At 44.8% G+C, this 17723-nt stretch carries 18 protein-coding genes; 5 read left to right on the top strand and 13 right to left on the bottom strand.

What is annotated here, in order from left to right:
• Positions 1-85 precede the first annotated feature (85 nt).
• Positions 86-1456 carry a pyruvate kinase gene (pyk, locus tag E7008_04210; protein MBE6457117.1) on the bottom strand — a complete coding sequence of 457 codons (1371 nt, stop codon included), beginning with the start codon at positions 1454-1456 and terminating at the stop codon, positions 86-88.
• A gap of 94 nt (positions 1457-1550) precedes the next feature.
• Between pyk and E7008_04205 the strand changes: the two genes are divergently transcribed.
• Together E7008_04205 and E7008_04200 are read left to right on the top strand one after the other, a co-directional pair.
• Entirely contained in the window at positions 1551-1799 is a 249-nt protein-coding gene (locus E7008_04205) for a DUF2312 domain-containing protein (protein MBE6457116.1), read from the top strand.
• Positions 1799-2113: an RNHCP domain-containing protein gene (locus E7008_04200; GenBank protein ID MBE6457115.1), complete on the top strand. Its 315-nt coding sequence runs from the start codon at positions 1799-1801 to the stop codon at positions 2111-2113. The genes E7008_04205 and E7008_04200 overlap by 1 nt, the downstream gene beginning before the upstream one ends.
• A gap of 26 nt (positions 2114-2139) precedes the next feature.
• On the opposite strand, the gene E7008_04195 is transcribed toward E7008_04200, so the two are convergent.
• From E7008_04195 to E7008_04180, 4 genes are read right to left on the bottom strand one after another with little or no spacing between them, the layout of a single operon-like run.
• Positions 2140-5169, bottom strand: a complete 3030-nt coding sequence (locus E7008_04195; protein ID MBE6457114.1) for an efflux RND transporter permease subunit — start codon at positions 5167-5169, stop codon at positions 2140-2142.
• An 18-nt stretch (positions 5170-5187) separates the two neighbouring features.
• Positions 5188-5787 carry a hypothetical protein gene (locus tag E7008_04190; GenBank protein ID MBE6457113.1) on the bottom strand — a complete coding sequence of 200 codons (600 nt, stop codon included), beginning with the start codon at positions 5785-5787 and terminating at the stop codon, positions 5188-5190.
• Position 5788: 1 nt separating this feature from the next.
• On the bottom strand, positions 5789-7120 hold the full coding sequence (locus tag E7008_04185) for a TolC family protein (GenBank protein ID MBE6457112.1): 1332 nt from the start codon (positions 7118-7120) through the stop codon (positions 5789-5791).
• Positions 7113-7562 (bottom strand): MarR family transcriptional regulator, encoded by a 450-nt coding sequence (locus tag E7008_04180; protein ID MBE6457111.1) that lies wholly within the window; start codon positions 7560-7562, stop codon positions 7113-7115. Before E7008_04180 ends, E7008_04185 begins: the two co-directional genes overlap by 8 nt.
• A gap of 174 nt (positions 7563-7736) precedes the next feature.
• Here E7008_04180 and E7008_04175 point away from each other — a divergent pair, with 174 nt between their 5' ends.
• Entirely contained in the window at positions 7737-8351 is a 615-nt protein-coding gene (locus E7008_04175) for a hypothetical protein (protein ID MBE6457110.1), read from the top strand.
• Between the two features lie 26 nt (positions 8352-8377).
• Here the strand turns inward: E7008_04175 and E7008_04170 are convergent, their stop codons facing one another.
• The 7 genes from E7008_04170 to E7008_04140 all read right to left on the bottom strand — a co-directional run bounded on the left by E7008_04170 (position 8378) and on the right by E7008_04140 (position 15069).
• Positions 8378-9448 (bottom strand): UDP-N-acetylglucosamine--N-acetylmuramyl-(pentapeptide) pyrophosphoryl-undecaprenol N-acetylglucosamine transferase, encoded by a 1071-nt coding sequence (locus tag E7008_04170; protein ID MBE6457109.1) that lies wholly within the window; start codon positions 9446-9448, stop codon positions 8378-8380.
• The gene (locus E7008_04165; protein ID MBE6457108.1) at positions 9436-10587 is read right to left on the bottom strand and encodes a hypothetical protein; all 1152 of its coding nucleotides are present in this window, start codon (positions 10585-10587) and stop codon (positions 9436-9438) included. Before E7008_04165 ends, E7008_04170 begins: the two co-directional genes overlap by 13 nt.
• Positions 10588-10606: 19 nt before the next feature.
• Positions 10607-11695: a phospho-N-acetylmuramoyl-pentapeptide-transferase gene (mraY, locus tag E7008_04160; protein ID MBE6457107.1), complete on the bottom strand. Its 1089-nt coding sequence runs from the start codon at positions 11693-11695 to the stop codon at positions 10607-10609.
• Between the two features lie 67 nt (positions 11696-11762).
• Positions 11763-12053, bottom strand: a complete 291-nt coding sequence (locus E7008_04155) for a hypothetical protein (GenBank protein MBE6457106.1) — start codon at positions 12051-12053, stop codon at positions 11763-11765.
• Between the two features lie 25 nt (positions 12054-12078).
• A complete protein-coding gene (locus E7008_04150) occupies positions 12079-14118 on the bottom strand; it encodes a PBP1A family penicillin-binding protein (GenBank protein MBE6457105.1) in 2040 nt (679 codons plus the stop codon).
• 38 nt (positions 14119-14156) lie between these two features.
• Positions 14157-14432 (bottom strand): hypothetical protein, encoded by a 276-nt coding sequence (locus E7008_04145; GenBank protein MBE6457104.1) that lies wholly within the window; start codon positions 14430-14432, stop codon positions 14157-14159.
• Between the two features lie 40 nt (positions 14433-14472).
• The gene (locus E7008_04140; protein ID MBE6457103.1) at positions 14473-15069 is read right to left on the bottom strand and encodes a hypothetical protein; all 597 of its coding nucleotides are present in this window, start codon (positions 15067-15069) and stop codon (positions 14473-14475) included.
• Between the two features lie 144 nt (positions 15070-15213).
• On the opposite strand from E7008_04140, the gene E7008_04135 reads away from it, so the two are divergent.
• Both E7008_04135 and E7008_04130 read left to right on the top strand, forming a co-directional pair.
• Positions 15214-16473 (top strand): hypothetical protein, encoded by a 1260-nt coding sequence (locus E7008_04135; GenBank protein MBE6457102.1) that lies wholly within the window; start codon positions 15214-15216, stop codon positions 16471-16473.
• Positions 16467-17189: a ComF family protein gene (locus E7008_04130; GenBank protein MBE6457101.1), complete on the top strand. Its 723-nt coding sequence runs from the start codon at positions 16467-16469 to the stop codon at positions 17187-17189. The genes E7008_04135 and E7008_04130 overlap by 7 nt, the downstream gene beginning before the upstream one ends.
• Here the strand turns inward: E7008_04130 and E7008_04125 are convergent.
• Positions 17186-17551: a hypothetical protein gene (locus E7008_04125; protein MBE6457100.1), complete on the bottom strand. Its 366-nt coding sequence runs from the start codon at positions 17549-17551 to the stop codon at positions 17186-17188. The two genes, E7008_04130 and E7008_04125, sit on opposite strands and share 4 nt — an antisense overlap.
• Positions 17552-17723 lie beyond the last annotated feature (172 nt).

Below are 17723 nucleotides of genomic sequence, written 5' to 3'. Positions count from 1 at the left end.
GCGCACGGTAATTATATATCGATAAAAATAAAAACACAAATGCTTTGTGCCACACTAATAAAAATCCCCCGGGCGGGGGATTTTTTTAATCCAATGTACGCAGGCTGATTTTATCTTCGTCCACGATAACCAATTTACCTATATTGATATTAAACCGGCGTGCGGAATTAAACGCATCACGCATACCGAATAATTCTGGGCAATAAATTGGGAACACACCACGCGCCAGGCACAACTGGTTCGCAACAACAGATTCATTACATACCGCAATAACCGGGATGTCGGGTTTGCGGCACGAAATCTGGGTTGTGGCAATGGTGTCACGCGCGAACACAACAATTGCAGACGCACGGTTCAAATACGCCATGGACGCAACCGAACGTGACCAATCGTTTTCAGGAATATTTTCAACACGCGACCAATCATAAGGATTGGCAATCGCGTCTGCGTCTGCGTGCGCCAGAATATTGTACATCGTTTCAATTACGTTCACCGGATTAATTCCAATGGTTGTTTCTTCGGATGTCATGGTTGAATCTGCGCGCAGGTATGCAGTGTTCGCGACGTCTGTGATTTCGGCACGGGTTGGAAATTCACTGTTTACCATAGAACCCAACATCTGGGTTGCAACAATCACAGGTTTGTTCATTTTGCGACATTCGCGGATGATATGACGGGAAATTGCGGGAACTTCGGCATATGGCACTTCGACCGCCAGGTCGCCACGCGCAATCATAATGCCATCGGCGGCGGCGGCGATATCTGTGATGCGTTCAACCGCGTTTGGACGTTCGATTTTCGCGATGATTTTAATTGGGTGTGCGCTGCGCGCGGTGATGAAATCACGAACTTCGGCAACGTCTTCGGGCTTTTGCACGAATGAAATCGCAACATAGTCTGGATTCTTGGTGATTGCGTATTCCAGGTCTGCGCGATCCTTGGCCGTCAGGACAGATGTGTTGACTTCGGTATCGGGCAAATTAAAGCCGCGACGCGACCAAATTTCAGTACCGCGAATAACCGTTGCATCAACGCGTTCAGGTGACGCAAAATCAACACGCATTTCAATTTTACCATCGTTTAACAAAATTCTGTCACCAACGTTTAACGACCCCAAAACATCGGCATCGGGCAACTGGACACGCGTTGCATTACCCGGGGTTGGGTCGGTGTCAAATGTGAATTTCTGGCCGATGGTTAGTGGATATTTATCTTCGGTTTCAAAGTTACCAATGCGGTGTTTTGGCCCCTGTAAATCAATCATAATCGCAACAGGTGTATTTAATTCATTTGAAATTTCACGTATCATATCGATTTTATGCCCCTGGACGTCGCCGGTATCATGACTAAAATTCAGGCGGCACATGTTAACACCCGCCGAAATCATACGCGTCAGGGTTTCTTTGTCTTCGCACTTTGGGCCAATCGATGCAGTGATTTTTGTATATTTATTCATTATGTTTCCTTAGATATATCTTAAATTTGTTTTCTTGATTTTTACGATTTATGATATATCATAATTGCCATAAATAAACAAGGGGAAAACAGAAATGAAACAGGCAAATCATGGCGCAATTGATAACCAACAATTGTTAAGCATTATCGAACGTATCGAAAAATTAAATGAAGATACCGCCGCAATCGCAGCAGATATCAAAGAAATTTATTCCGAGGCTAAATCCGCCGGGTTCGACCCAAAATACATTCGCCAGATGATACGCCTGCGCAAGTTGGACCCAGATGAACTGGATGAAGCGGACGAATTAACACAGATGTACCGCAACGCACTGGGTATATAATGAAAGGCTTTACAAAAACAGTCGAAGATTTTAACTGCGCCCATTGTGGCGCAGTTGTACATGGTAATGGATATACAAACCATTGCCCAAAGTGTCTGTGGTCGCGTCATGTGGATAATAATCCGGGCGACCGCGCCGCGACATGTGGCGGTATGATGACGCCAATCGCCGTCGAATCCGACGGGGATAAATTTATCATTACACATAAATGCGAAATTTGCGGCAAAGTCAAACGTCAACGAACATCCGACGATGACAACATGGACGCAATTATCGAAATATCAAAAAATAATTCGTTTATTTTTGGGAAATAAAAAATCCCGCCATTCGGCGGGATCTTTTATTTGCGCCATTTTGGTTTCCAACGACGCGCACGTTCCATTACAAAGAATATCGCCGGCGTCAGGGTGAATGTAAATACAAGACTTGCAAACATACCACCAATCATAACCGCACCCATTGCGACCTTCATACCGTCGATTGACCATAACTGGGGAACCATACCGGCGATAACTGCGATTGATGTCATCAAAACCATGTTCTTTTTATCCATCAATTCAGTCCACAGGGCGGCGTGCATATCTTCACCCGCAGCCACACGATTGATTGTGGGTTCTAATACCAAAATGTTATTGTTAACCACCAAGCCCACCAACATAACAAACGCCAACATCGCACCAACGTTCATTGTCGCACCAGACAAGAACATCAAGATAAATACGCCTGTAAAACTGGTCAAGATTGATGTTGCAATCGTCAGCGGATGCGCAAGCGAATTCAAAATTGCCGCCAACAACATAAATGTCAGAATCGTTGCCAACAAGAAAGCCTGGCCGATTTCACCGGTGGTTTCGCCCTGGATTTCAGACATGCCACCAAATTCGGCAAAATATCCGTATTCCCAATCAATCTTGTTTAATTCAGATTGAATCTTGGCCTGGACTGGGCCCATGGTTGATTTACCGATATTGATGTCAATTTCGGTCAGGCGGTTTTTATCCAGACGACGAATGTCAGGTGTCGCACGCGCCATTTTTACATCACCCAGGTCGGATAATGCAACCATGCCCTTTTGCGAATTTACATAGACGTTATCAAACAAAGATGCGTTCTTGAACGGGCGGGCAAATTCCAGGATGATTGGATATTCTTCGCCATTTTCTTTGTATTTATAATCATCGTTCCCGTACAGCGCGGTACGCAATGTTGTGCCCGCGTATGCATTTTGCACACCCCAGAAATTCATTTTTTCTTGGTCTGGGATGAACTGGGTTTCCATGGCCGGCAACTGTTGTGCGCGGACGGCGGATTGAACCTCGGGTATCTGGTTGATTGTGTCAATAATTTGGGCGGCGTATGCTTCGCGTTTGGCATCGTCCGGTCCAAATACGTTTAACACCAGGTCAGATGACACACCGGCCGATGACGCTTCGCCGGCACGAATCTGAATTTCAGCATCTGCGACATCTGCGATTGCAGGCAATATTTTTTGGGCCAACATTTTGTCCGATATATCGCGATCGGATACATCGACCAATTCAACGATAATATCGATGTTTTGTAAGCCCTGGTCGCCGATTTTTACGGTTGTAGCGGCAACTTCGGGAAATTCGGTCAGACGCTGTTCAATTTGCATTGCAATCGATTCAGATTTTTCAAACGTTGAACCCATTGGGGCGCGCGCTGTGATTGTAATTTCATTCGCGTCCGTCGATGGCGAGAATTCATTACCAACAAATTTCATCAGCATTGTCGATGCAATAAATATCACAACCGCCATACCAATAACGCGCCATGGGTGACGTCCCTGAAATTCAAACCAACGACGCATCCAACCGGTGCTGGTTGGTTTTGGATATTCGGTCTGTTTTTTCTTGGCTGATTTATTGTTTTTATCCGTCAGGCGCAAGAATTTTGCAATCATCATTGGCGTCAATGTGAACGAGAACATCAACGACAATACCGTCAGATACACAACTGTCATACCAAATTGCACCATGAATTGTCCAACGATTCCACCCATAAATGCCAGTGGCAAGAACACCACAACGTTTGTGCCAACACCCGCCAAAACAGATACGGCAACTTTCTTGGTTCCGTCAATTGCGGCGTCTTCGGGATTTTTGCCAGCACGTAATTCTTGCAGGGCAGATTCAATCAAAATAATTGCGTTCGACACCAATGTCCCCAGTGCAGACGAATATGCCAACAACGTCAATGCGTTAATGGTAAAATTACTGTTATCCATAAAGAAGAAGCCCGCAACCAATGACGCTGGAATAACGACGCCTGCGATAACTGTGGAACGCCAGTTGCGCGTAAATGCCAACAATACCAATACAGTTAACAGAACCCCCAGGATAATACCGTTGATGGTGCTGTCTGTTTCATCAGATACCGCGATAGACGAATCCGCCGCAATCAACATTTCAGCATTTGGAAAACGCGCAGACATATCCGCCTGGAATTCAGGCATGCGTTCACGCAGTGCATTTGAAATATTAATGGCGTTACCGTCAGATGCCTTGACCACCGACGCAATCACAACGGATTCACCGTTATAGCGCGCGCCATTTTCAATGTCGCGGGCGGCATCTGTAATCTGGGCAACGTCAGATAATTTGAAGTTGTCGCCTTCGACCGTGGTCAAACGCAAATTAGCAATTTCATCAACAGATGCAAATTCGCCAATAAAACGCACGTTTGATGAATTTGACGACGTTTCAATTTTACCGCCTGGGACATTCAGATTATGCGCCCCCAGTGCAGATACGATATCCATCACCGTAACACCGTGCGCCGCCATTGAATCAGGATTCATCGCAATGCGAATTGCGCGTTCGCGACCACCAAACACAGAAACACTGGCAACGCCTTTAATCCCTGTAATTTTTGTGGACAGAACATCGTCAACATATTCTTCGACATCGCGGGCATCCGCACCACGGATTACAATATCAACCACGGATTCTTGCAGTGGATTTAATTTTTCCACCATTGGTTGTTCCATGTCATCTGGGAATTCTGTTATCAAAGAATCTAATTTATTTTTGATTTCAGATGATTTGTCGTTAACGTTTACACCCAGATTAAATTCTGCCATTACCATGGCACTGTTTTCATAAATGTATGAAGACACCTTTTTCAATTCGGAAACTTCACTGATGGCATCTTCGGCACGTTTGACAACCTGGGATTCCAGTTCGGCGGGTGATGCCCCTGGATAAATAAATGTCGATGTCACCAATGGAAAATCCAACGCAGGTGTGCGTTCAATATTCATATTTGGAAATGATACCAGTCCCAATACAACCCATACTAAGACAAACATTAATGTGGTAATTGGTCTGCGAACAAAAAACTTTAACATATCTTATACCCCCCTGCCCTAATTTTTCATTTGAACTTTATCGCCGGCACGAACAGATGACAAAATAACAATGTCACCGTCACGCAGGCCCGATGCAATATATGCGTTTTCAGAATCCTGACGGGCAACGTTTACATTGCGCGCCGTCGCCACACCATTTTCAATTACAAAAACAGAACCATCGGTAATAGCATATAATGGAACAAAGTGCCCCGTTGTCGTAAATTCCGCCATTTGTAATCCATCAGATACACCCGTTGTGCGAACAATATACATACCCGTGTCATAGTCAATACTGGACGACACAGATGTAATTTTACCAGCCCCAATTTTTTGACCGGCACGCAGTTTCTGGGCGCGGGCGGCCGACACGTATGCACGGTTGTTTTTGACCGCCAACGGTTCATATAATGTGCCAGGTACGCTTGACATTTCAATTGCCAAAACAGGTGCGCCCTTGTCCGCAGCAACACGCGATGCATTAAATACAAAACGCGCATTTTCAGACGCAACCGCCGCAAAGCGGAATATAACCCAACCCGCCAATATCGCAACCAATGAAATGTATGCGATTTTTTTGAATTTTTTTGTTGCCATTGTTCTTTGTATTTTTTCCATTTTATTCACCTAACTTTTTCACCGTTTCCGCAGACATTAAAATATTGTACTTCATTTGCAATACAGATGCGTCCAGTTGATATAAACCCGCCGACACATCCGCCAATTCAACCGCAGATGTTTGACCGGCCGCAAAGCGATTCTGGGACAATTCATATGTCTTTGCCGCCAGGTCGCGTGCTTTTTCCAGGGACGCCAGATTATCGCGCAACATATCATAACGATTTATCGCGTTGTTGTATTCTTCGGTTGTGACTTTTTTGGCCTGGGCCAGGTCTTCGCGCGCCGCGGCGGCATTCATCGCTTCGACTGTTGCGTTGGCACGATTTAAACCACCATTGAAAATCGGCATTTGCAAGGCCAATCCCCAATACGCAGACTGCCCACCCCGTTTATCGAACAGATGACCGATATCGCCTGCCATTGAAGAATATGTATAAGACGCCGTTGCCGCCAATGTCGGATAATTGTTTGCACGTTTGGAACGCGCCGCGCGTTCGTACATGTTTACCTGTTCGTCCAAAATTTCCCACTGGGGCGTTGACGTCAATTCGCCGGCGTCCAGTGCCGAAAATTCATTCGGGAAATTGTCTGTCAAAACTAATTCTTCGTTCACATCAATTCCCGCCATAATTTTTAACATACGGTGGGCAGTATCACGATTGAATTTTGTCTGCGCCAGGTTTACTTCCTTGGAAATAATATCTGATTCAATTTTTAATAGATTGCTGCGGTTGGCACGACCAGCGGATGTCAATTTGCTTTTCGCGGTGCGCGCGTTTTTCAAATCCGTTTCAGACAAGCGCACCATTTCGTCGGTCATTTTCGCCGTCCAATACAGGTCAGTCGCAGCATAGCGAACCGAACGACGGGTTAATTCCCGCGAAGATTCAGCCATTTTAATCGCAGACTTAACAGACTTTACCGCATTGCCGATTTTGCCAAATGTATAAATAGGCTGGGTAAATGTCAGGCCCGCCTGGAAAATATTATCAGGAATTTCGATAAATACAGACTGGTTTTCCAGGGATTCGGAAATTAAGCCCCCCATTTCAGGTGGTAATTCAATCCCCATGGATTCTGATGGATTTTCAATATTCACCATGTTCATATATGACGCCGTTCCATCAATTGAAAACCAACGTGATGCATTGGCTGCATCCAGGGATGCTTCGGCCTTGGATACATTGGCCTGGGCTTTTTTCAAATCGTGTGATTCATGTTCGATTTTCGCAATCGCATCATTCAAGGACAAGTCCAAAGAATACGCCGGCGAAACACAAATGCCGGCGCATAAACATGCGACCATCGATATGGTTTTACATTTATTCATTATCTAACTCCACCTTTTTGATAATATCGTGCATTGTACGCAGCGCATCGGTCAGACGTGCCTCATCATCGCGTGAAATATTCGCAAAAACACGTTCAACACCCGCACGAAACAAATTCATCGCAACAACCGCCAATTCTGCACCACGTTCAGACACACAATACCATGTGTTACGACGGTCGGCGTCATCAATCGTACGAATGACCAGGCCATCAGCCTCTAAGCGTCTGAATGCGGCACATAAATTTGGCGCGGACACATGTTCGCGGCGGGCGATGTCTTTTAATTTTGCACGCCCACCATTGTGCAAACGCACCAAAATTGACATCAACTGACGCGGATAGCCGGTTGTATCAACACGATCAAGACGCAGTTTGTCTGCGATTTTATCCAACGTCCAAATATTTTCTTCCATTAAACGAACAAATTCCTTGCGCGCCATTTTTATCCCCTGTATAATAGGTTTGATTTGCAATTTTGTTAAAAATCTTAATTATTATATGTTTTAATGATTAAATTGCAAGTGTTTTGTGAAAAAAATCTAAAAAATATTTTCATTTGATATAATTTTAATTATGTGCAACATTTGTTCGGCCGAGATTTATGGAAGGGTATCATGAAGCAAGACAAAGCATATTATTACAAACTGTATTTTAATCAAATTTTGCCGCAAATCACAGAAATCACAACACAATCAAAATATGGATATCATGGACTGAGCCACACAAATCAAGTCGCACTGTTTGGTATTGATTTGGCATACAGTATTAACCAGGATGTTTTGCCAGTAATTCTGGCGGCGGGGTTGCACGACTGTGCGCGCACCAATGACGAATGGTGCACAGAACATGGGCCGCGGGCGGTCCTGGTGGGGCGGGATTTTTTATCAAAAAACTATAAAAATTTATCGGAATCAACAATTCGACAAATTTTATATGCGGTTGGAAATCATACAATTGGACGCGTCGCACCCGATGGGGTGTCTGCGTGTTTATGGGACGCGGACAGAATACGCCTGTCGTGGGAATATGGATTCAGACCAGAATTCTTTAATACCACGCGGGGCCATGACATAGCAGGACTGGGCATTGATGGACAACGCAAATATATCGAAGAACAGGATGCATTTTTAATCAAAAATCGAATCAAATCGTACGAACAAATTCAATTTGAACGCGAACAGGATAAAATCCAAAACACAATGGGTACTGTGTTTTCGTGCAGACAATAATAAAAAACCGCCAAGTGGCGGTTCTTTTATTTTGTTATTTCATCGCAGATTAAATTTACCGCATTATTTTCAACCCGTGATTTTGCCGCCATTTTGTCCAAACGCGATGGGTTATCAAATAATTCTGATAATGTGGACGCCAACCAACGGGGGGTGAATTTAGATTGCTCAACGGCAAAGCCACCACCGGTCTTGGCAAAGGATGCGGCGTTGGCGGCCTGGTCTGGGTTAATATTTAATGGCACAAATATCGCGGGACGACCAATTGTCTGAATTTCAACAACAGTGCTGGCCCCGCTGCGACCGATTATCAAATCAGCACCCGCAATCGCAGATGACATATCATGAATAAACGACAGTACATTTGCGCGAATTTTATTTTCTGCGTAAAAACGCTGTAATTTTTCAACGTTTTCAGGACGCGTTTGATGCGTGATAAAAATCTTTTTATTTTTCATTGATGCCATGGCCGCAGGTACAACTTCGTCTAAAATCTGCGCCCCCAGTGAACCACCCGTCACCAATAATTTTCCGTCATGCGTTAATGGTGCACCCGCCAAATTTATAAAATCACGACGAACGGGCAGCCCCGTATACACAACACGCGTTGTGGAATTTGGAATACCGGATACGGTTGGAAAACTGGTCATCAATGTTTTGACCCAGCGCATCGCAAATTTATTTGCGCGCCCGATTGCTGCATTTTGTTCATGCAAAAATGTTGGAACACGCCATACGTGCGCTGCAAAGACCGCCGGCACAGACGCATAACCACCGAACGCCACAACACGATCAGGACGAAAAATCATAAAACGCATGGTCAACGCAAACGCAGACACAGCAATCTTGGACAATGCCCAGATTTGTTTCAGGCGACTTTTTGCGCCAACGCCAGACGCCCAAACATGCGCAAAGCGCGCGCCAGACGGCGCACCACGACGCACCATATCACGCACACGACCATCACATGAAATTGTTATCCTATGACCACGCGCAGACAAACATTCGGCAACGCTTAGTGCCGGATACACATGTCCGCCCGTACCGCCCGTTGCAATCCATACTTTCATAATATACCCCCGTATTACTGTTTCCATTTATCTTCGCGGACAATTGCCAAAATCATACCAAACAACAGGCAATAGGCCAACAGCGAACTGCCCCCATATGATATGAATGGTAATGTCATACCCTTGGGCGCGAACAGATTTAATGTTGTTAACATATTAAAACAGATTTGTGTTCCAAACAGCGCCGCTGTACCGCCTGTCGCGTATAATACAAACAAATCACGCGCATTGGTCGCATTGGTTATTAAACGGCGAAAAACAAAGAATAACAGCAACAACAATCCACATGCCATGATTGCCCCAAGATCTTCGGCAATGGCGGCAAAGATAAAGTCCGTGTGTACGTCGGGCAAATACTGTTTAACAAATGCGTCATCACCCGACCCAAGCAGCCCACCATGGCGAATAGAATCAACGGAATTATCAACCTGGTACGTGTCGCCGGTGCCGGTAAAGAACGCAATTATACGACGATGCACGTGCCCCAGGGTAAAAAAGGCAACTGTTAACATCAACGCACCAATACACGCAAACACAGGAATTAATACCAGTGGCAGGCCCGCAATAAACACCATTGCGCAAAAAACCAACAAATACAAAACCGCCGTACCAAAGTCAGGATGATTAAATACAATTAAAACAGTCAATCCAAACAACGCCAAGTAATATACCCAACTGAGCCAGGTATCAAACCGCCATGCGTCGCGATTAAAAAATATGTTTGCGCCATAGCGTTCCTTCATACGTGATAGAAAATACGCCGTCATTATGATAAAGCCGGGTTTCATAATATCTGCCGGCATGATATTAAAAAATCCAAACGATACAAAACGTGCGGAATTGTTAATGATATGTGGCGCAACAACCGTTAATGGCAACAACGCCAAACCAAACAGTAAATTTGCCGCAGATACGCGCAGTACCCATTTTGTACTTAAAAAACTGGATGAAAATAAGAATACCAAGCCGACGCAATAAAATGGGATTGCCTTGACCAAATAAAAGTACCACGGCATGCCGATGCGTTCGGCCGCAACCGACCCAGCCGACACAACAAATATCGCAGACAGCGCAATCAGTAATAAAACACACCCCAGCAGGCGTCTGTCTATTTCAAAGTACCAACTGGTTAATTTACTGTCATCGTTTCGCGTCAGTTTGAACATCACCACCCCATCACATATTTTATGCGAATTTCAACAAAACCAACGCAAGTCCTGAAAACAATATCGATATAATGAAAAATCGTTCAACTATCTTGGTTTCTGGCCAGCCCAGTTCTTCGAAATGATGATGCAGGGGGGCGCGCAAAAACACACGACGACCCGTACCGGTTATTTTGCGTGTTGTTTTAAAATACATAGTCTGGATAAATGACGACAACAGTATTAACACCATCATACCCGCCGCAATGCCCATGATAATTTCAGACTTTAACAGCATCGCAACCGTACCCATAAAACCACCCAGTGCCAACGATCCAACATCGCCCATAAATATTGACGCCGGTTTTGAATTATACCATAAAAATCCCAAAATCGCACCAAATGCCGCCCCCAGTACTGCGTACAGGCCACTGGCCATTGGTAAAAACATAACTGTATCCATAAATCCAATACGGGTCGCACCGTACAGTGCAACAACCAACACAACCAGAACCGGTATGTACAATTTTGCCAACATACCATCCAGGCCGTCTGTGATATTTGTCGCGTTTGCACCACCACAAATCACAAAATACGCAAACACATAATACAACAACCCTATTGGCAAAATTATACCCGCGCCAATCGCCAATGAATATTCTGGGATATATGGTGGCATTGTTTTATTGATTAAATATGCCAGGATTACGACAAACACACCTTCGACCAGCAGGCGCGTCAACGGCGACAGACCGTTTGAAGCCTTGCGCGATTGGGATGTAACCTTTTTATAATCATCAACAAAGCCCAACGCACCAAACATTACCAATGCAGACAACGCAATCCAACCTGTTGGATTCGACAGTGGCATAAACATCAAGGACGCAACCAATATAGCAACAACAACCAAGATTCCGCCCATTGTTGGTGTGCCAGCCTTTTGCCGGTGGGTTTCGGGGACATTTTCACTGATTGGTTGACCCTTTTTCTGGGCGGCGCGCATGGCACGAATAAAGCCACGCCCAAACAACAGTATTATCATAAACGATATAAAAAATCCGCCTGCAAATTGTGTCCAGCCACTGGCAAAAAATGAAAATCCATGATTCAAAAAATAGTCTGTCAGCATAAAAAATCCTTTCCTTATGCCAATATTCTATCACAAAAGATTGGATAAACAAATGTTATTGTAGGAATTACTTACATTCTATGCCAACGCCATCGTCAACAAACATTGTCCAAGTGTTGCTGTGATGCCACAAAACAATATTATGCGAACCCAAGACACCATCGTATTTCGCACCGGATGCCGACACCACCAGATTCAAATCAACCGGCACATCATTCACAACCGCACGCAATACCGCACCATCTGCATCAAATACCATACTAGAAATACTATAATCGCCACAGCGAATATCGGAATTTTTATCACCACACGCACACAGAGATACCGCTAATATAATTGACAAGATTATTTTCTTCATACCTTCCTCTTTTTTTTACTTTGTCTTAGAAAACGCCACCAACAACCGCGTTGGATTTTGCCGATGTTTTGCGTGGCGCGGGGTTTGGCGATTGACCGGGTTTGAACACTTCTTGAATAATCATGCCGTCGGGGTCGGCGGTGGCGGCCGCGCCACTGCGACGATTTACGCGCATAAACGTCATGCCGTCAGGGACGGGAAAAGGCTGGTTCTTTTCATTGGCCAAGGCAACACGCATAAAGTCCGCAAAAACACGCGCCGCCATGTGTGAACCTGCACCGCGCCCCAATGGCCGTGGCGTATCAAATCCCAAGTACACACCCGCAATTAAATTTTTTGAAAAACCAATAAACCACACATCTTTGACATCGTTGGATGTGCCAGTTTTGCCCGCGATTGTGTGACCGGGTACGCGTGCCTGTTTACCTGTGCCGCGTTCAACCGCACCTTGCAGTATGGATACCATTTGATACAGACTTTGTGGGTCAGACAATGGTTCTGTGTCAGACACAACCGTTGGTGGCAATAACTCAGACGACCATTCAACAATTTCGGTTGGCGTACCATCAATCAGACGACCATATCTGTCTTCGATATAATCCACCAGTTTGGGCTTTATTACACGGCCACCGTTGATAAATGCAGAATACCCCAGCACCAATTTTTCCAATGTCGTTTCACCCGACCCCAATGCCATGGACAGGTTTATATTTTTCATATCAGGTGGATAGACACCAAAACGTTGTGCAGCCTCAATCGCATTTTTTGTGCCAATTTGTTCAACCAATCGCACGGTTGGAACATTGCGTGACGTTTCCAACGACAGGCGCAGCGGCACATCGCCCAGGAATTTCTTATCGTAATTTTCAGGTTTCCACAACGTGTCGTCTTCGCGCCAGCCAACAATCGGCGCATCCAGTATCATTGTCTGGGGGGTGTAACCACGTTCCAATGCCGCCAAATACACAAATGGTTTTATAGTCGAACCAATTTGACGATATGCCTGGGTTGCACGGTTGAATGAACTTTCGCTAAATGAACGCCCGCCCGTCATTGCAACAATGCGCCCCGTGTGCGGATTCATTGCAATTATTGCACCCTGTAATTTTTCGTCACGACCTGTGTTATACGCATCAAGTTCTTTGTTCAATGCGGCGGCGGCGGCGCGTTGCAATTCGGGCACAATTGTTGTTTTTATATATAAACCCTGGTTATACAACGTTTCACGCCCCAACGTGCCCAGCAATTGACGGCGGACATCTTCGGCAAAGTACTGAAAGTCCGCTTCCATCTGGGCGGTAAATCCACTGTTGATATTTAATTCTTCGGCAGCGGCGGCGGCCGCTTCGGATTGGGAAACAAATCCTTCTTCGACCATGCGACGCAGAACATAATTGCGACGTTCAACCGCACGGGTGCGATTATTTGGTGCCTTGGGCAGGGATGCCAAAAACGCACATTCCGCCAATGTTAATTCAGATACAGGTTTATTAAAATACATCAATGCCGCCGAACCAACACCGTATGCGCGTGCGCCCAAGAATATCTGGTTCATGTAAAGCGTTAAGATATGCTGTTTGGAAAAACTGCGTTCCAGGCGCAGGGCAAGTATAGCCTCTTTGATTTTACGCGATATGGTGCGTTCGGATGTAAGAAAGAAATTCTTGGCAACCTGTTGTGTAATTGTTGACGCACCAGACAATGTTGTGTCACGCCCCATCGCACGCAATGCATTGTTTGCCAATGCACGGACGATACCCTGGACATCAATACCGGGGTGCGTCCAGAAATTTTGATCTTCGGCAGCGATAAAGGCATTGACCAGCATTGGTGGCATATCTGCATAATCAATGAATACGCGACGTTCTTCGGCGTATTCCTGTAACAGCGAACCATCAGACGCATACAGGCGTGTTGCAACCGGTGGGGCATACGTTGCCAGTTTTTTATAATCAGGTAAATCATTGCCGTATATTAGTATCAGCACGGCCAATGACGCGATACCCGCGACAAATGCCCAAAAGAAAATGTTTAATAATATACGCAAAAATTTCTTGAATTTCATAACAGGTAAATTCTAAGATAAAATGACACGCTTTGCAATTATTTAGTTTTGGATGTTTTTGATTTGCGTTTTGGGCTATCTTTTTTCCCCAGAATTTCCATTTGCATTTGCAAAATTAAATTTTCTTTGTCCTGGATACGTTGCAACAGTTGTTGGTTTTCCAATTTTATTTTATCCAATGATTGACGACTGACGACCAGTTGGGTTGCCATTTTCTGGTTGCGTTTGCGATTTAGAAAAAACGCAAATACCGCACCACATATCGCGCCGGCAGATGCACTGATTAAATCAAAAAGTGTTTCCATTATCATCATGGAAACACCTTAACACTGGTGTATAAAAAATTCATTGGGTTTATTTTCGCATGCCTGTTTTTTTATCAATCCAAACCTGCTCGTCTGCGATTTCCATCATCGGCATGTCGGATTTGCTGTCTGAATATGCACGAACAACATGCGGAATAATTTTGTTTTCACGCGCCCATTCATCCATGGCCAAAACCTTGTTTTTACCCCAGCACAAAAAATCATATTTCCATGGTTTCTTTTTATCCATCTTGGAACAAAATACCGCGTCAAATTTCATATCGCGCACCAGTGGTGGCAACAGGTAATCAGGACTGGCCGAAATCATTAATACTTTGCGGCCGGCATCACGTTCGGCCTGGACGCGTTCCTTGGCCCAACCAAAGCGTTCACGTTTATGCTGTTTAATAAATCCGGGGGCAAATTTTTTCACCATTTGTGGCGTCATAAAACGGCGGATGTTTTCACGCCACCAAACACCGTCTGGGCGTACCCAACGCGCAATCCCACAAATCCCCATCAATGGCAAAAATAACCATGGACGAATACTGCGACGAAAACAATAGCGCGCAAAAGCAACGTTGGAATCCAGACCAGATAAAGTTCCATCAAAATCAAATAAAACAACTTCTGTTTTTTTCAGCATATAAATTTACCCTTTATTTTGTTATTCGTCGTCGATTATAAACAATCATTTGTTTTTATGCAAGGTATTGTCGTTAAAACAATATTTTCCACTTGCGTGCGATTCGGCATTTGTTCTATGATTGAAACGGAAGGAAAGGAAATCATGCGTCATTTTACAATCAGTGTATTGTCAATGTTTGTTATATTGCCCGCTGTGGCGTCTGCGCGGTTACCGGTTGTGAACATCGCGTCGGGTGCGGTTTCTGCGCGGGATGCGTTTGGCGAAGACGTTGCAAAACCAACAAAAAAACAGGCTGCATCAACACGCAAAAAAACCGTTGTTGCACGTACTGCGAAAAAACAAACGTCGGTTGATATGGGCGAACAATTGGTCGCTGCAAATGATGTACTGATGCCACGGCGGCCCAGCAATGACCTGTGGGCAAAAAGCGATGGCGTAACATCAAATGAATTTGCGTTGCGTATGCCAATGGCAAGTGAATTTTCTGTAATCCGTTCCGACAGTTTATTACCCGAAGAAAGCATTGATAAAAAAATTGCGGTGGCGGAAACAAAAACAGAATTCAAACCCGTCGCCGAACCGATGGCACAAATTGACAACCAGATTGCAAGGCTGAACGAATTACAAAAACGCGCCGATGACAGTGTACGCAATGTGTCAAACCGTGTTATTGCCGCACCGATTGCAGAAACAAAAACAACCCAACCGGTACAAATCGCAAAGGCAGAGCCATCAATCAAACCCGAAAATGTATCACTGCGCCGTATGGTTGTTCCGATGACTGATGACGTGGTTGTACGTAGTGTGGAAAAGAATACTTCGCCACGAATCGTTGCGGTGCGCGATGATATGACAAAAATGACCCCCGCGCAACTGCGCCAGGCGTTCAGGAAAACATTCCTGTCGGAAAACAAACATTTGTCGACATACGCAGTCGATGACCGTTTTGACGTGGCCAGCGATATGTCGTCGTCCATCGAAGGATTCACCGCCCAGCGCGACATTTCCGAAGGTGGTGGCATTCGCCCACTGGAAATCAAAATCAAATTCCGTAACGAAGATTCGGCATTGTCACGTGAAAACTATAATCTGTTGACCGAATACGCCGGCATTGTTGTCAGCAAGCCAACACGTGCAATTCAATTGGCGATTCCAGAACACATGACCAAGACCAAGGATGGACGTAAACTGGCGGCACGCAGATTGGCAATTGTCGAACAGGTTTTGACAGATAATGGTGTGTCACAGCAAAGAATCGTTCCAGTTTTATCAAATCGCGATGAGTCTGGATTTGTTCTGCGTATTATTTCCAGCGATCAATATGAAACGCTGACCCAGCAAAAGCGCGATATATTTGGCGACACAGTTGGCAGCAAAACATATAAAAGTATGTCGTGGTAAAAATTATCAATAAAATATTAGAGTTTCTGTTTCCGCCGGCGTGTCCATTATGTGATACGCCGGTATCAACACATGGCGAACTGTGTGCGACATGTTGGACGTCAATAAACTGGATTGACAATCCAAAATGCGCACGATGCGGATATCCGTTTCCGGCCGATTTAGATCTGGGCGGCATGCCACTGTGCCCGGTATGCGCAGCGGGAAAATCTGAACTGGATTGGATACGTTCGGCATGTGTATATGATAACGCATCCAAGGTGGCAATGCTGCCATTCAAACATGCAGGCAAAATACAATATGCGCGATTTATGTCACGCGCCATGATTTGGGCATTGCGCGATATTGATATGGACGCAGATATAATTATGCCTGTGCCACTGGCGCGTCGCCGTCTGTTCAAGCGTGGGTATAACCAGGCGACATTACTGGCACGGCCAATCGCACATGCATATGGGTTAAAGATGGATTTGGATTCAGTACGACGCAAATATCGCGACGACATGGGACACAAGAATGCACGCGAACGTGCAGAAAATATTCGTGGTGTGTTTTCTGTGGTGCAACCAGACAAAATCCGTGGCAAAAAGATTTTATTGGTTGATGACGTTATGACCAGTGGCGCAACATTTTCAGAAATGCGTCGCGTGTTAATCCGCGCGGGCGCGACGGCCGTTTATGGTGTTACATTTTGTCGCGTTGTGCGCGCGATTTAGGAATAAGACTTATATTTCTGACCCAAGGCGGGTAATTTTAAAGCACGGTTTATTTCCTGCCATATTACCTTGGCAGAACATTGATTGAACAAATTTAAAACCTGTTCCGTATGTGGCGACAAAACTTTATTCGCCACAGAAATTGTAAAATAACATATTTCTTCTTCGTCGATGCTTATCACATACTCATATTCATTATCTATTACATCAGATGTCAGGGTTAAATAGCGCCCATCTGGCATAGCAACACTGTATTCGCGCATCTGGCCCGTCGGGTCAATATAAGACGATACCCAGTTGTTGCTGATGGCATTGCGAATACGCTGCAACAGATTTGGCGAAATATATGCATTTGTTTTCATTGTATGTACCTTGTACAACACATTATCACAAACATGCCATTTGTCAACACTGCATTGAGACGAATTGATTTTTATGTATTTTTTGATTAAATTGCCGATGTCCATATATGTATAACTGTACGGAGATTATAGATATGAATATGAAAATTTTATTCACAATGATGGCAACAAT

Source organism: Alphaproteobacteria bacterium, from assembly GCA_015062495.1.
Classification (GTDB): Bacteria; Pseudomonadota; Alphaproteobacteria; order Rs-D84; family Rs-D84; genus Enterousia.
The sequence above is the reverse complement of the archived record's forward strand: the minus strand, read 5'-3'. Positions and strand labels throughout refer to the sequence as shown.

Coding starts and splice junctions, on each gene's coding strand:
- E7008_04170 (MBE6457109.1), bottom strand. CDS start 9,448: ATGGAAACAGTAATACGGGGGTATATTATGAAAGTATGGATTGCAACG.
- E7008_04190 (MBE6457113.1), bottom strand. CDS start 5,787: ATGGAAAAAATACAAAGAACAATGGCAACAAAAAAATTCAAAAAAATC.
- E7008_04175 (MBE6457110.1), top strand. CDS start 7,737: ATGAAGCAAGACAAAGCATATTATTACAAACTGTATTTTAATCAAATT.
- E7008_04180 (MBE6457111.1), bottom strand. CDS start 7,562: ATGGCGCGCAAGGAATTTGTTCGTTTAATGGAAGAAAATATTTGGACG.
- E7008_04135 (MBE6457102.1), top strand. CDS start 15,214: ATGCGTCATTTTACAATCAGTGTATTGTCAATGTTTGTTATATTGCCC.
- E7008_04155 (MBE6457106.1), bottom strand. CDS start 12,053: ATGAAGAAAATAATCTTGTCAATTATATTAGCGGTATCTCTGTGTGCG.
- pyk (MBE6457117.1), bottom strand. CDS start 1,456: ATGAATAAATATACAAAAATCACTGCATCGATTGGCCCAAAGTGCGAA.
- E7008_04195 (MBE6457114.1), bottom strand. CDS start 5,169: ATGTTAAAGTTTTTTGTTCGCAGACCAATTACCACATTAATGTTTGTC.
- mraY (MBE6457107.1), bottom strand. CDS start 11,695: ATGCTGACAGACTATTTTTTGAATCATGGATTTTCATTTTTTGCCAGT.
- E7008_04145 (MBE6457104.1), bottom strand. CDS start 14,432: ATGATGATAATGGAAACACTTTTTGATTTAATCAGTGCATCTGCCGGC.
- E7008_04140 (MBE6457103.1), bottom strand. CDS start 15,069: ATGCTGAAAAAAACAGAAGTTGTTTTATTTGATTTTGATGGAACTTTA.
- E7008_04150 (MBE6457105.1), bottom strand. CDS start 14,118: ATGAAATTCAAGAAATTTTTGCGTATATTATTAAACATTTTCTTTTGG.
- E7008_04125 (MBE6457100.1), bottom strand. CDS start 17,551: ATGAAAACAAATGCATATATTTCGCCAAATCTGTTGCAGCGTATTCGC.
- E7008_04185 (MBE6457112.1), bottom strand. CDS start 7,120: ATGAATAAATGTAAAACCATATCGATGGTCGCATGTTTATGCGCCGGC.
- E7008_04165 (MBE6457108.1), bottom strand. CDS start 10,587: ATGTTCAAACTGACGCGAAACGATGACAGTAAATTAACCAGTTGGTAC.
- E7008_04200 (MBE6457115.1), top strand. CDS start 1,799: ATGAAAGGCTTTACAAAAACAGTCGAAGATTTTAACTGCGCCCATTGT.
- E7008_04205 (MBE6457116.1), top strand. CDS start 1,551: ATGAAACAGGCAAATCATGGCGCAATTGATAACCAACAATTGTTAAGC.